General features: G+C 37.3%; 13 protein-coding genes. 5 read left to right on the top strand and 8 right to left on the bottom strand.

What is annotated here, in order from left to right:
• Nucleotides 1–66: 66 nt before the first annotated feature.
• Nucleotides 67–1,236, top strand: a complete 1,170-nt coding sequence (locus tag MKX96_RS02335) for a class I SAM-dependent methyltransferase (RefSeq protein WP_340881694.1) — start codon at nt 67–69, stop codon at nt 1,234–1,236.
• Nucleotides 1,237–1,261: 25 nt separating this feature from the next.
• Nucleotides 1,262–1,528, top strand: a complete 267-nt coding sequence (locus tag MKX96_RS02330) for a hypothetical protein (RefSeq protein WP_340881692.1) — start codon at nt 1,262–1,264, stop codon at nt 1,526–1,528.
• Nucleotides 1,529–1,753: 225 nt separating this feature from the next.
• Here MKX96_RS02330 and MKX96_RS02325 read toward each other — a convergent pair whose 3' ends face one another.
• The 7 genes from MKX96_RS02325 to MKX96_RS02295 all read right to left on the bottom strand — a co-directional run bounded on the left by MKX96_RS02325 (nt 1,754) and on the right by MKX96_RS02295 (nt 8,945).
• Entirely contained in the window at nt 1,754–3,046 is a 1,293-nt protein-coding gene (locus tag MKX96_RS02325) for an ABC transporter permease (protein ID WP_340881690.1), read from the bottom strand.
• The gene (locus MKX96_RS02320; protein WP_340881688.1) at nt 3,036–3,734 is read right to left on the bottom strand and encodes an ABC transporter ATP-binding protein; all 699 of its coding nucleotides are present in this window, start codon (nt 3,732–3,734) and stop codon (nt 3,036–3,038) included. The genes MKX96_RS02325 and MKX96_RS02320 overlap by 11 nt, the downstream gene beginning before the upstream one ends.
• 161 nt (nt 3,735–3,895) lie before the next feature.
• Nucleotides 3,896–4,408, bottom strand: coding sequence for a PCYCGC motif-containing (lipo)protein (locus tag MKX96_RS02315; protein WP_340881687.1), 513 nt, complete (start codon nt 4,406–4,408; stop codon nt 3,896–3,898).
• 11 nt (nt 4,409–4,419) lie between these two features.
• Nucleotides 4,420–5,796, bottom strand: a complete 1,377-nt coding sequence (gene fumC / locus MKX96_RS02310) for a class II fumarate hydratase (RefSeq protein WP_340881685.1) — start codon at nt 5,794–5,796, stop codon at nt 4,420–4,422.
• Nucleotides 5,797–5,816: 20 nt separating this feature from the next.
• Nucleotides 5,817–6,752 carry an HD-GYP domain-containing protein gene (locus tag MKX96_RS02305; RefSeq protein ID WP_340881683.1) on the bottom strand — a complete coding sequence of 312 codons (936 nt, stop codon included), beginning with the start codon at nt 6,750–6,752 and terminating at the stop codon, nt 5,817–5,819.
• 122 nt (nt 6,753–6,874) lie between these two features.
• Entirely contained in the window at nt 6,875–8,416 is a 1,542-nt protein-coding gene (locus MKX96_RS02300; RefSeq protein WP_340881681.1) for a flotillin family protein, read from the bottom strand.
• A gap of 16 nt (nt 8,417–8,432) precedes the next feature.
• Complete coding sequence (locus MKX96_RS02295) at nt 8,433–8,945, bottom strand: hypothetical protein (protein ID WP_340881679.1); 513 nt, start codon at nt 8,943–8,945, stop codon at nt 8,433–8,435.
• A gap of 268 nt (nt 8,946–9,213) precedes the next feature.
• Here MKX96_RS02295 and MKX96_RS02290 point away from each other — a divergent pair, with 268 nt between their 5' ends.
• Together MKX96_RS02290 and MKX96_RS02285 are read left to right on the top strand one after the other, a co-directional pair.
• Nucleotides 9,214–9,834 (top strand): DUF47 domain-containing protein, encoded by a 621-nt coding sequence (locus MKX96_RS02290; RefSeq protein ID WP_340881678.1) that lies wholly within the window; start codon nt 9,214–9,216, stop codon nt 9,832–9,834.
• Between the two features lie 11 nt (nt 9,835–9,845).
• Nucleotides 9,846–10,844, top strand: a complete 999-nt coding sequence (locus MKX96_RS02285) for an inorganic phosphate transporter (RefSeq protein ID WP_340881677.1) — start codon at nt 9,846–9,848, stop codon at nt 10,842–10,844.
• 39 nt (nt 10,845–10,883) lie between these two features.
• On the opposite strand, the gene MKX96_RS02280 is transcribed toward MKX96_RS02285, so the two are convergent.
• Nucleotides 10,884–11,516, bottom strand: coding sequence for a pentapeptide repeat-containing protein (locus MKX96_RS02280; protein WP_340881675.1), 633 nt, complete (start codon nt 11,514–11,516; stop codon nt 10,884–10,886).
• Between the two features lie 155 nt (nt 11,517–11,671).
• Here MKX96_RS02280 and MKX96_RS02275 point away from each other — a divergent pair, with 155 nt between their 5' ends.
• Nucleotides 11,672–13,807: an MMPL family transporter gene (locus MKX96_RS02275; RefSeq protein WP_340881674.1), complete on the top strand. Its 2,136-nt coding sequence runs from the start codon at nt 11,672–11,674 to the stop codon at nt 13,805–13,807.
• Nucleotides 13,808–13,955 lie beyond the last annotated feature (148 nt).

The following is a 13,955-nucleotide window of genomic DNA, read 5'->3' as shown; positions in this document are numbered from 1 at the left end:
CTATCTATGAAATATGTCGTTGTGATACACTAATTTCAAGTATCTTACGAAAAAGAAGGCGATTATATGGAATTCAACGAAATGAAAGACAACGTATTAAAGCAAATCTTATCTAAACAGCTGATTCAAGCAACAATAAGCCAACCAAGGGCTAAATCTAATGAAATAAAGCGCATCAAACTAAAGCCTATTGAAATAAAAAATATGTACCACATCCAATTAGAATACCAATACGAACGTATTTTAAAGCACGAAAATATTCGAATAGAAGAATTCTCTTCAGCATGGGAAAAGTTACTGGATGACTTTCGCCAAATTCACGTTGATTTTATTGAGGAAAAGATTCAAATACAACTTTCTAAGAAAAATAAAGTGATGTATAAAACTGAAAAAAACACTTCATTGAAACAAGTGGATTTATCTCATAATCGTAAAAAAAACTACTTGTTAGACGAGCATACACCTTATCCTTTTTTAATCCGATTAGGAGTTCAAACTTCTGAAGGAAAAGTAAAAAAACAAAAGTACGATAAATTTAAACAAATTAATCGTTTTATTGAGTTTATAGATGATACTTTGGCTTATTTACCAAAGGATAAAACCGTTCGCATTTTAGATTTTGGCTCTGGTAAATCCTATTTAACGTTTGCCCTTTATCACTATTTAAAAATTGAAAAGGGATTAGACATTCGTGTTACGGGACTTGACTTAAAAAAGGAAGTAATTGAAGAATGTTCGCAAATCGCTAAAGATCTAGACTATGACGATTTGGAATTTTTAGTGGGAGATATTAATGATTATAACGACGAAACTGCCGTAGACATGGTTGTTACCTTACATGCTTGTGATGTTGCAACTGATATGGCACTTGCCCGAGCGGTTAAGTGGAATGCTAGCGTCATTTTAAGTGTGCCTTGCTGTCAGCACGAGTTAAATAGACAGCTTGATGCCCCTGGGTTAAACATTATGCTGAAGCATGGATTAATTAAAGAACGTTTTTCAGCACTTGCTACAGATTCAATACGTGCCGAAATATTGAATCTGGTAGGCTACGAGGCCCAATTAGTGGAGTTTATAGATATTGAAAATACGCCTAAAAATATTTTAATACGTGCCTATAAAACAGGTGGAAAGCCAACCCATGAACAAATAGAAGGCTATGAACAATTCAAAGAAATGCTAAACGCTCAACCATTTCTAGAAAATGAACTTAAGGAATACTTGAATATAGACTAATCATGACAATCCAAGGAGAGAACATATGAAAGATCCAACTTATCAAAAAGTGGTATATGGCATAGTAATGGCTATTGCAGTGATAATTGTTCATTTTTTAAATGTAAGGGTATATCCCCTGCATCCTATTTTCTCTATACTCATCGCTATATTAATAATTTATGTAGGCATTACTGCTGTAAAAAAGTCAGGGAAATTTGAACAGACAATATCAAGGATGAAGTATAACTTACTAAATATGGCGGTAGTCTTCATACTATTCATCGCCTATTTCACAATCGACCCCTCTTAAAAGAAAAGCGCAGTCGCCTGCTCTGCCCCGACAGGCAAATGGGGAAAAGCGAGGAGGCAGCTCTCCAGCCACCGCAGCTTTTTTCCATTTGACCCGAGGGGCAAGGCGATGGAGCTAGACATCAAGAAAAGCGCAGTCGCCTGTTTCTGCTCCGACAGGCACATGGGGAAAAGAAATTGTAAAAAGAGGGAACAGATACTTAGGTACCCGTTCCCTCTTTTGCTTTTATAATTCTTGTCTCAAAGCCTGTATAACGTCAATTTTAGTTGCTTTCTTTGCTGGTCTCCATCCAGAAATCATAGCTACCCCAATACTTATGCAAGACGCAATAGCTACAAGCTGCCAAGGAATTAACGAAAACGTTAAATTCATACCCGCAATACTTTCCTCCTCTAATGCCATGCCTACAACAATTGGCAAGACTAGATTAGCTAAATAACTCACTACATAAGAAATAATTACTGCAAGCACAGTTCCAATAATACCGATCCATGCACTTTCCATGAGAAACAGTCGACGGATCAATTTTGGGCTAGCCCCAATTGCTTTCATCACTCCGATTTCTCTTGTTCTCTCTGTAACCGCCATTGTCATTGTATTAAAGATACCTATAGATGAAATTAAAACTGCAATCGTACCTACAAATATAAGTCCTATTTTAAATGCCATAAAAAATACATCTAACTGCTCCAATTGCTCGGAAACAGAGTAAACACTGTAACCCATCTCTTTAATTTCATCTGTTGCAGCCTTGACGTCCTCTAGACTAGCAGTAAAAACTTTCGTTTCTGTGTATAGAACCTCTTCCGGTACCTCTGCTACATTCGCTTTATAGGATGCCATTAATGTTTCCGTCCAAGACTCATCCATTAGGACAATTTTATCGACTATCCAGTCTTTTGCTGGTTGCTTAGTAACACCTACAATTGTAAACGTCCATTGTTCTGGAAAAGTATCCTCTTGACCATATGGCTTCATGGCTAGAGTAACCTCTTTACCTAGTATGGATTCTTCATACCCTTTCGGTATTTCTCCGTCCTCTGCTGCTCCATCTTCCCAAGTCGCAAACTCTTGTTCTGTCCACAAGTTTTCTGCGAAGTGATAACCAACAATAATTTCATTACTATCTTTAGGCATTCTACCCTCGGATAATGATAGGTTTGAATTTGTTTCTTCTTTAAAGTTGGTTAGCTTGGAGTTTCCAAAAATTGTTCTATCCTCTAATTTGAAAATAGTTTCGACGTCTATGCTAGCACGTTGAACAACTGCTCCGACCGAATCTATATTTTTTATTTTCTCATAATCGATTACGCCGTCGTTACCATACACTTCTACCTCTGTAATAGCTTGGTCCTCTAATATTTCAGAACGCATCATATCTTGTACACCAAACCCTATAGAAGCTAGAACGATTAAAAATGCACAACCCATTGTTGCAGCAAGCACTGTCATAAATACTCGTAGTTTATTTTTCTTAATATGCTGGGATACAAATTCTAGCTGATCCTTAAATAACATGAGACATATCCTCCTTCCTAAGTTCTCCGTCGTGCATCTTTAACTTGCGGTGTGCGATGCTAGCTACCTCTTCATCATGAGTGATAATAACAAACGTAATCCCCATAGTCTGATTGAGTTCTTGAATGAGAAGTAGAATGTCCTGCTCTGTCTCTGAGTCTAGGCTACCGGTTGGCTCATCTGCCAATAAAATAGGGGGACTCGTGATTAATGCACGAGCTATACTAACCCGTTGTTGCTGCCCACCAGACAATTCATTTGGATAATGATCTGACACAGAATCTAGACCTACCTTTTTCATAATTTGAAGGACGGTTACTTTACGTTTTTTAGAAGATATCCCTTTCAGCTTTAATGGCAGCTCCACATTTTCAAAAGCAGTTAAACCAGGCATCAGCTGAAAGTTTTGAAAGATAAAGCCGAAATTATTTAAGCGAAAGTCTGCTCTTTCGGTTTCATTTAACTTAACAGTCTCTTGACCATTTATAAGAATAGACCCTTGTTCTGGACTCATAAAGCCTGCAAGCGTGTTCAATAAAGTAGACTTACCCGAACCACTTTTCCCAACTACGGCCACAATTTCTCCCTGTTGTACGTCAAAGGAGAGATTTTTTAGTACAGGCACCTTCTTCTCTTTTCCTTTCTTTCCAATTAAAAATGTATGATTGACATTCTTTACATGTATCATGCAATACCCCTTCCTTATTACCTTCTATTCATTATAGGTAACATTTCTTAACATTCAGGAAGGATAAAAATGAAGAAATTCTTAAGAAAGACAACTAACTTCATGAAATTGGTGCAAAAAAATGTTCCCTCTCACTTATAGTGAGAAGGAACAGTTATATTTTAAGAGGGCATTGGTGTGTCAGTTGGTTTTGAGTAGCCTTCTTGATAAGCCTCGTCTATGGCCTGGCGAATTTCTATAAGTGACTTACCTTCTTGAATCATGTTAATAGAGGCAACGGCAGTTTCTAAGCACGCTGCACAGCGAGTACCGTGGTCATCCCATACGACTTCACCATTTTCTTTAATTTCCTGTACAAAACAGTTGAAGTTGCTTTTATGGCCTGCACTATCACCGCAACCACAGTAACAAGGCATCCACTTGAGTACATCATTAGCTTTTGCTGCAGCTTGATAAATCAGCTGCATATTTTCAGGCTGTTTTTCTAGAAACTTAGGAAGCACATCAGTTGAAGAAGTAGTTTCTTGAATATCCCCATTAGCTAAATGAGTCGTATGGTCGTGATCCTGCTCCTGATGATCCACTTCTTCTGCAGCCTTGTGACTTTCTTCTTTTTGACCACAGGCAGCAAGCACCAACATTAAACAAAATAATAAAAACAGAATTTTTTTCATATATACCTCTTTTATATCATTTTTTCTGGTCTAACAATTTCATCAAACTTGTCAGCAGTTAGCAGCTCTAATTCGATAGCTGCTTCTTTTAGAGTTGTACCATTTTTGTGTGCATGCTTAGCAATTTTTGCAGCATTCTCATAGCCAATGTATGGATTCAAAGCAGTTACAAGCATTAGAGAATTATTAACATGATGTTTAATTGTTTCTAAGTTTGGTTCAATCCCTACTGCACAGTTATTATTGAAGCTAATAATGGCATCACTTAATAAGCGAACGGATTGTAAGAAGTTATGAATAATTACAGGCTTGAAGACATTTAATTGATAGTTCCCTTGACTTGCTGCAAAACTGATTGAAGTATCATTCCCCATAACTTGCGCTACTACCATCGTCATAGCTTCACTTTGAGTAGGATTTACTTTACCAGGCATAATAGAGCTTCCTGGTTCATTTTCCGGAATAGAGATCTCTCCAATACCAGAACGAGGACCACTTGCAAGTAAACGTACGTCATTAGCAATCTTCATTAAATCAGCTGCAAGTGCCTTCACAGCACCATGTACATAAACAACGTCATCATAGCTTGTCAAAGCATGGAATTTATTTTTAGCTGAAGTAAATTCAATTCCTAGCTCTTTAGAAATTTCTGCTGCTACTAAATCACCAAAGCCTTTTGGAGCATTCAATCCGGTACCTACAGCTGTACCTCCAACTGCAAGCTCTTTCATATCTTCCACAGCTGTAGTAATCATTTTAGAAGACTTTTCAAGCATTCTATGCCATCCACTGAATTCTTGGCCAAGAGACAGTGGCGTTGCATCTTGTAAATGCGTACGTCCAATTTTAATGATTTCCATAAACTGTTCAGATTTTTTACCCAACGTCTCTTTTAAAACGTCAATTGCAGGCAATAACTCTTTTTCGACTGCGAGTACTCCAGCAATATGAAGTGCAGTGGGGAAAGTATCGTTAGAGCTTTGGGATTTGTTTACATCATCATTTGGGTGAAGTCTCTCTTCACTACCTTTTTCCTCTAATAGCTGATTACCTCTATTGGCAATGACTTCGTTAACATTCATATTAGACTGCGTACCACTACCAGTTTGCCAAACTACTAATGGAAAATGATGGTCTAGCTTTCCTGCTAGTATTTCATCCGCTGCAGCTGCAATAGCATCTTTTTTTACTTTTGATAGATTACCAAGAGAATGACTAACGATTGCCGCTGATTTCTTTAATAGAGCTAATCCATGTACTACGCCAATTGGCATTTTTTCTGTACCAATTTTAAAGTTTTCTTTAGATCTTTGTGTTTGAGCTCCCCAAAGACTATCTTGTGGAACTTTAATTTCTCCCATAGAATCACGTTCAATACGATAAGACATTTTTTTCTCTCCTTTTTCATTTACCACTGATTATTTTTTTCTTGCAACATTTCGAGAAATTCATCTAGCACCTTTGGATTAAATTGAGTTCCTCTACCTCTCTTTATTTCGAGGATAGCGTCTTCAAAGGTCATTGCCCCACGGTAAACCCGATTAGTGGTCATTGCATCAAATGCATCTACAACAGAGACGATAGAAGCTTCTAAGGAAATTTCTTCCCCCATCAGTCCAAAAGGATACCCTTTTCCATCATACCTTTCATGATGCTGTTCGACAATAAAAGCAGCTTCCCGAATACAAGAAATTTCATGATTTTTCATCATTTCAGCCCCTAAAGTAGTATGCATCTTAACTACTTTCCATTCATCTTCTGTTAGTTTTCCAGGTTTATTTAGAATCTCTATAGGAATGGCGAGCTTACCAATATCATGAAAATAGGAGCCTATACTTAACCTTCGAACTCCTTTACTTTTTAAGTTCATTCTTTTCCAAAGTTCAATCGAATAATCTCTTATCCGTGCGCAATGATGATAAGTATAACCATCCACTTCTTGAATACGGAGAGCATCGCGATGAATAATTCCTCTCTCCATGAAGTTTTGGTTAAAATGTGTTTTTGTCATTTCTATTAAAATCTGTACTTTTTCCACTGCATTACAAGTGATTAAAGTATTATACAGCTCTGTCTCTATTACATCACCCGGTCCAAGTATTTTCTGTTTATCCGAGTACAATATTTTTAATCTGCCTGATAGAATAGAATATTTTTCAACGTAATTTTTTTCGTTACAGGGATTCGAATAAATCCAAGACGTGCTTTCAGGTATAAGTGTATAAAGGGCATAGGAAATATTATTCGAGCTTCCGATATAGGTTGTGATTGTTTTATCCGTAACTACCCTTGGTAGACTATGCTTTTCTTCAATATCATGAATTTGTTCTTTTGTAAGTATCATTGTTCCTCCACAATTCTACAACATTCGACAATCTAACCTTAATTATACAGTTAGTTAATACTAAAGGGAATATTAAAAAAACAGACTTTCAAATATCGAAAGTCTGTTTAAAATATACATTTTTATACCTCTTGTACTTCACGTACCTTTGTTTCTTCGTTTGCTTTCTTTACTTCTTGGGTCAGTTGCTCGATGCTTGGACGTATATTACCCTTCCCAGCATAGTTTTCTAACATATCCTTCATATCGATTCCTGAAGAAGCCTTTAAAGTTTCTTGAAGGGTAGACATTAGATTTGTAGCGTATGAGGTAACCTTATTGGCACCTCCGCCCTCTCCTCCACCAGTATCTACTACAGTGATTTTATCGATATTTGAAAGCGGGCTAGCAATTTGTTTTGCGTATTCCGGTAACATCCCAACGACCATGTCTAATACAGCTGCCTGACCGTAAAGATCAAATGCTTCTGCAATTTTTCGTTTTGCTTCTGCTTCAGCAAGACCTTTCAGTCGAATTATATCTGCTTCTGATTCCCCTTGTGCACGTTGCGAGTCAGCTTTTGCTAAACCATCTAAACGTACTTTTTCTGCATCTGCTTTTGCTTTTGCCTCAATACGATATTTTTCTGCATCTGCCTCTGCCATTTCACGAGACTTGGAAGCTGCAGCATTTTGTTCAATAGCATATCGGTCTGCATCTGCCTTTTTCTTTACCTCTGAATCATATTGCTTTTCGCGACGTAAAATCTCTTTCTCTTCTAGCTCAATTTGCTTTTGACGTTCAATAATTTGAATTTGCATCTCTTGCTCAGTTACTTCCTGTTTAGATCGAGCAGTTTCTAGCTCATACGCTTGGTCGGCACGTGCTTTAGCAATATCTTGCTCTCGTCTGTATTCCGCAACCTTTAATTGATTGTCCTTCTCAGCTTCTGCAATTTCAGTTGCACGTTCAATTTCAGCTTTTTGAGCCTCCTTGGAAGCCTCCGCACGTTTGATGCGTGTTTCCTTTTCTGCTTCTGCTGTTGCTATATCTGCGTCACGCTTAACTTGTGCAATTCTCGGCTTACCTAATGAATCTAGATACCCATTTTTATCCCGAACATCTTTAATAGTAAAGGAAACTATGATTAATCCCATTTTTGCTAAATCCTGCGAGGCAACACGCTGTACCTCTTGCGAGAACTTATCTCTGTTTTTATATATTTCTTCAACTGTCATTGATCCTAAAATTGAGCGAAGATGACCTTCCAATACTTCTTTCGCTTCATTTTCTCTGTCCTGTTTAGACTTTCCTAAAAATTGCTCAGCTGCAGTTGCAATTTCTGAAATTGAACCACCGATTTTTATAATGGCAGTCCCATCTGCCATTACCGGAACCCCCTGCTCAGTGTATACTTCAGGTGTTGTTACTTCTAGTTTACTTGATAGTAGACTAAGGGGCTCACTTTGCTGGAATACAGGAAATACAAATGTACCTCCACCTCTAATAATCTTTATGCGATTTCCCGAGTCATCTGTATGAACATTTTTAGAGCCTAAGTAGCTCCCTGTGACGATTAATGCTTCATCAGGACCAACTGTTTTATATTTCGTTATATAGACAGTCAGCATGATGAAAAGAATAAATACAACAACCCCTACTACAACTAACATTTCAATTCCCATTTTAAAATCCCCCTTTTTATTTTATAAAAGGCACATATTCTTTTACTAAAAACGTGCCGTCTTTCACTTCAATTATTAAGACCTGTTTTTCGTAATCGATCTCTTCGTTGTCTAAACCTGTAGCTCTTTTAGCGATTAGACCGTTTACTGACTCAATAACGATTTCACCATACCCATTTGAGGGTATAGGAACAATAACCTTTCCAACCTGCCCTAGTAATGACTCGTTTGTATAAGCTGTGGAAACTTCGGCTGAGGAAAGTGGCAAAAGTACAAAGAAATATAGCAAAAAAGTTAAAAATATAGAAATTCCAATCGCCACAGCGACTATTACCGTATTACTCCAATTAGTAATTTTAAGGAGAATAAAACCTGCTGCACAAATGAATAATAGAAAGGAGAGAATTGTGGTCGGATTAAAGATTCCGGCATCCATGCCGTCTATTGCATCCGCAAATAACACATAAAGAATAGTAAGAAGGCCAATGACAATTAAACCATACAAAAATATCTGTTCTATTTTTCTCACCACTTTTCCAATTAATAACGTCCTTAATAGTTATACGTATCTAAAATTAGAAGGTTTCAATATTTTTAATAATTAGTATTTATTTCTTTATCTCTCCAAAAATTAGCTTTTTTTGTCAATTATTAATCTTTTTTATACACTTGAATTGTTACAGGATTGTAAATTTATCGATTTTAAAGTAAAAAGTGTGTTGATTTTGTATGTTTTTTGGTATGCTATTTGAGGAAAATTCATACTAACTACAACACTTAAAGTCTAGGAGGCTTTTATGATTAGCTCAAAAAAACCAGATCCTTTTTTCCTATCCCTTTTGAAGATAGCTGAAAATGTGCGTGAAGCCACTCATTATGCAGATGACTTCCGTATTAATAATGCTTCAGATTTAAAAGAAATTAGCTTACACCTTAAGAATTACGAAACAGCTGGGGATACACTAATTCATGAGTTGATTGTTATGTTAAACAAATCATTTATGACACCAATTGAACGCGAGGATATTCTAGAGCTTGCTATCCGAATGGATGACATTCTAGATGGCATCGACAATTTCACAGCACATCTTGAAATGTTCACATTAGTGGAAATTGATGAATCCATGCGCACTTTCCTGGGTTATATTGTAAAAAGCACGGATGAGATTGTTAAAGCGATGGAGCTATTAGCTCAAAAGAAATTGCTTAAGATGCATGAGCATTCCATTCTAATCAAGGATTATGAGCGTAAATGTGACGAGGTACTTCGTACTTCCATTAAGCAGCTTTTCTTAAACGAAAAAGATCCGATCCGTATTATTCAATTTAAGGATATTTACGAGCAATTAGAAGATATCGCAGATTATTGTCAAAACGTAGCAAATACGCTTGAAACAATTATAATGCGTAACGCGTAGGAGCTTTAGTTATGGATACTATTTTTATATTAACTATCTTAGTTGTATTTTTTGCTCTTGCCTTCGACTTTATCAATGGTTTCCATGATACTGCAAATGCAATTGCCACCTCGGTTTCGACAAGAGCTTTAAAACCAAAAGTTGCCGTTTACATGGCAGCCATTATGAACTTTGTAGGGGCTTTAACATTTACAGGGGTTGCTAAAACAATTACGAAGGATATAGTTGATCCATTTACACTTCAAAACGGATCATTAATTATATTAGCAGCTTTACTCTCCGCAATAATTTGGAATTTGGTTACCTGGTATTATGGAATTCCATCAAGTTCATCCCATACTCTGATTGGTTCTATTGCAGGGGCAGCTATCTCTGCTGCAGGGTTTGGAGTTTTAAATTATGATGGGTTCACTAATATCTTGATAGCTTTAGTCGTATCACCATTTCTTGCTTTAGCAGTTGGATTTTTAATGATGTCACTATTTAAGGTGATTTTTAAACGAGGCAGCCTGTATGGGACAAACAAAAGATTCCGTATCTTCCAAATAGGAACCGCAGCACTTCAATCGTTTACCCACGGTACAAATGATGCCCAAAAAGCAATGGGGATTATAACGATGGCCCTTATTGCAGCACAATGGCAAGCTACAGACGACATCCAGCTTTGGGTTCGTATTGCAGCAGCAACTGCGATGGGTCTTGGTACATCTATCGGTGGCTATAAAATCATTAAAACTGTTGGTGGTAAGATCATGAAGATCCGCCCTATTAATGGGGCAGCAGCTGACTTATCGTCTGCTATGATTATTTTTGGTGCTACAACTATTCATTTACCAGTTTCTACAACACACGTTATTTCATCCGCTATTATGGGGGTTGGAGCAGCTCAGCGTGTGAAAGGGGTAAAATGGGGAGTCGCTAAAAAAATTGTATTAACTTGGATTATTACTTTACCGATATCTGCCGTAGTAGCAGCTATCATCTTCCAAGTCTTAAATTTACTCTTTTAAATAATTAAAACCTCGTAATTGAATACGAGGTTTTTTCTTTTACTCTTTTATAATCACTCCTAATGATTTGGCAAATCCTATAGCTTGTTCCGTGGAAACTGTGCAGCCCTTTAAATCCTCTAGGGATACTAATAGGTTTTCATATGTAGTGCTACTCAAGTCAATTCCATCTAAAGATGTATCCGTAAAGTTAGCCTCATCTATTTCACATGCTTCGAATTCTACATGCTGGAAGGTGGAATCAATAAAGTCTGCATGATTTAATGTACAGTTATTAAAGGATACCTTTTTCAACTTAGAAAAGCTTAGATTCAGGTAGTTCGCATGGTTTTCACAAACTCTTACATCAGTTAGCCTCGCATCCGCAAAATTTGCTCCAAAGAGCTTACACGCTATGAATTCCACTCGATGAAATACTGCCTGTTCCATTACTACATTAGAAAGATCACATTTTTCAAAAATACAATCTATAAATTCCACTTGGTATAAATGTAAATCCACAAAGGAAGCTTGTTTGAAAAGTACTTGATCAAAGATTATCTTTCCTTCTGATTCCTCAATACTTTCAAGCGAACAAACAGTGGCGTTGGAAATATAATAATCCTCTTGTAAAGCCTCCTTTAAATTGATTTGTTCTGGGTTCTCATTGAGCTTTGGAGACGTAATTTTCACTTATATTCCTCCTTCAAAAATTTTCTTTTATCATAGCATTATATTAGCAGTTAAACTTGCTTTCCATTACAATAAAAAGGAAACTCTACCACTGAAACTGGTAGATTTAACATAAGAGCTATATTACTACTTGGCTTTATCTAAGGAGGAAATATATGAAATTTTTAGCTAACCTAGTGACACGCCATTATAAAGTCACTTTGGGAGTTTGGATCATCCTGTTTGTGGCTCTTGCTTTTTTTGCATTACGGCTTCCATCTTTATTGGAGGGTGACGGTTTTAAAATGAACGGAGAACACCAGCAAGTAATGGATGAGCTGACTGAAACCTTTGATTTACCAGCTGAGACACTCTTCGTCGTATTCGATAAAACATCCGATCAAACAATCCAAGATACATTAAATGATATAGAAAACTTAAAAATAGTGAAAGACATCCAATCACCCTTGGAGGATTCTACTCTCTATAAGGAACATGTATCATACGCAATGTTGCACTTTAATACGGACACCGAGAACATGTCAGAGGTAGTTGATGACATTCGGCAATCTATCGGAAACGAAAAGGGGGTCACTTTAACAGGGGCTGCCGCCATCAATAAAGATATTAATTCAGCTAGCCAAAAGGACTTGGCTAGTGCAGAAGCAATCGGTCTTCCAATAGCATTGGTCGTTCTGCTCCTTGCATTTGGAAGTGTAGTTGCCGCTTTGGTACCAATTGCTGTGGGTATTGTCACAGTAGTTTCAGCACTTGGAGTCATGACATTCTTTGGCGAAGCCATGGATTTATCTATTTTCGTCCTCAATATAGTTCCAATGCTAGGCCTTGCGTTAAGTATTGATTTTGCTTTATTACTAATTAATCGTTATAAAGAAGAGCTTGCTGAAAAGTCCGTTGTAGAGGCTGTCCAAATCTCTATAAAAACAGCTGGCCGCTCTATTGTTTTCTCTGCACTTTGTGTATTTATTGGGCTTGGAGCAATGTTTGTATTAGAAGTAGAGATCTTTCAAAATATTGCTCTTGGCGGTATGCTTGTCGTCGCTATGGCAGTATTGGGCTCCATTACCCTATTACCAGCCTTACTAATGGTATTAGGTGACCGTATTAATAAATGGACTATCTTGCGTGTGAAGCCTGGTGCCTCTACCAAGTGGAGAAACTTTGCCTCCTTTGTGATGAAGCGACCTGTTACCTTAATCATTGTAGCTTTAGTGTTGCTAGGGATAGGTATAATCCCGGTAAAAGAAATGACATTAACCATCCCATCAGTAGAATCTCTACCTAAGGACTATGATTCCCGTCAAGCTTATGAAGTGATGGAGGATGAGTTTAATATGGGGGACCAGTCTACGATTTACGTGGTGGCTGATCGACCAGGTGGCTGGGAAAATACAGATGGACTAAACACTATGAAAAATTTAGAAGAGCAGCTTTTGAAGGATCCTGATGTTAAATCAGTAGATACTGTCTTTTCGGCTAGTGAAATATCTACCGTCGAACAATGGGAGCAAAGCATCATGATGATTCCAGAGGTATCCGGTCAACTCACCTCACTAATGGATACCTTTGTCCAAGGTGACAAATTAATGATTCCTGTTACATTAGGACTTAATGGCTCATCTGATGAAGCACAGGATTGGGCAAGAGAATGGGCAGATAAAGACGTTGGCACAGATATTTTAGTAGGTGGTCAACCTAAGTTTAATCAAGAAATATTTGATGAAATTTTTGATAAGGTCGGGATTTTGCTAGGAATAATATTGGGCTCTACCTTTATCATTTTAACCATCGCCTTCCGTTCCGTGCTTATACCTTTAAAGGCAATTATTATGAATGTAATTGGTTTAGCCTCCACGTTTGGCATACTTGTTTATATATTTCAGTACGGCCATTTTGGTTTAGAGGAAACGACCATTGCCTTAATAATTCCAGTCATTGTTTTCAGTTTAGTCTTTGGGCTAAGTATGGACTATGAGGTATTCCTCATCTCCCGTATTCAAGAGGAGTATTTGAAACATCATAATAATACGAAAGCAACTGTAGATGGATTAACATCCACTAGTAAAATAATTACCTCGGCTGCATTAATTATGATTGTAATCACTGGCGCCTTTGCCTTCACAGAGGTTATGCCAGTCAAACAAATCGGTATCGGAATAGCTATAGCGGTGGCTATAGATGCTTCGATTATCCGCTTACTATTAGTTCCAAGCTTGATGAAACTTTTTGGTAAATGGAACTGGTGGCTACCTTTTAGAAAGGGACCATACAAAGCCAAGAACTTTCACTAAAATTGAAAGTCAAAACTTAAACACAACAAAGAGACTGGGACAAAACTCTACTCCAAATTAACAGCCTCGAAAATTTTACAAGGGGCCATATATTCGAATTATCAGTAGTTGTTTTCCGTTACAGCGGACGCTTTCCGGGGGCACGGCT

The organism is Psychrobacillus sp. FSL W7-1493 (genome assembly GCF_038004905.1).
Lineage (GTDB): Bacteria > Bacillota > Bacilli > Bacillales_A > Planococcaceae > Psychrobacillus.
The sequence above is the reverse complement of the archived record's forward strand: the minus strand, read 5'-3'. Positions and strand labels throughout refer to the sequence as shown.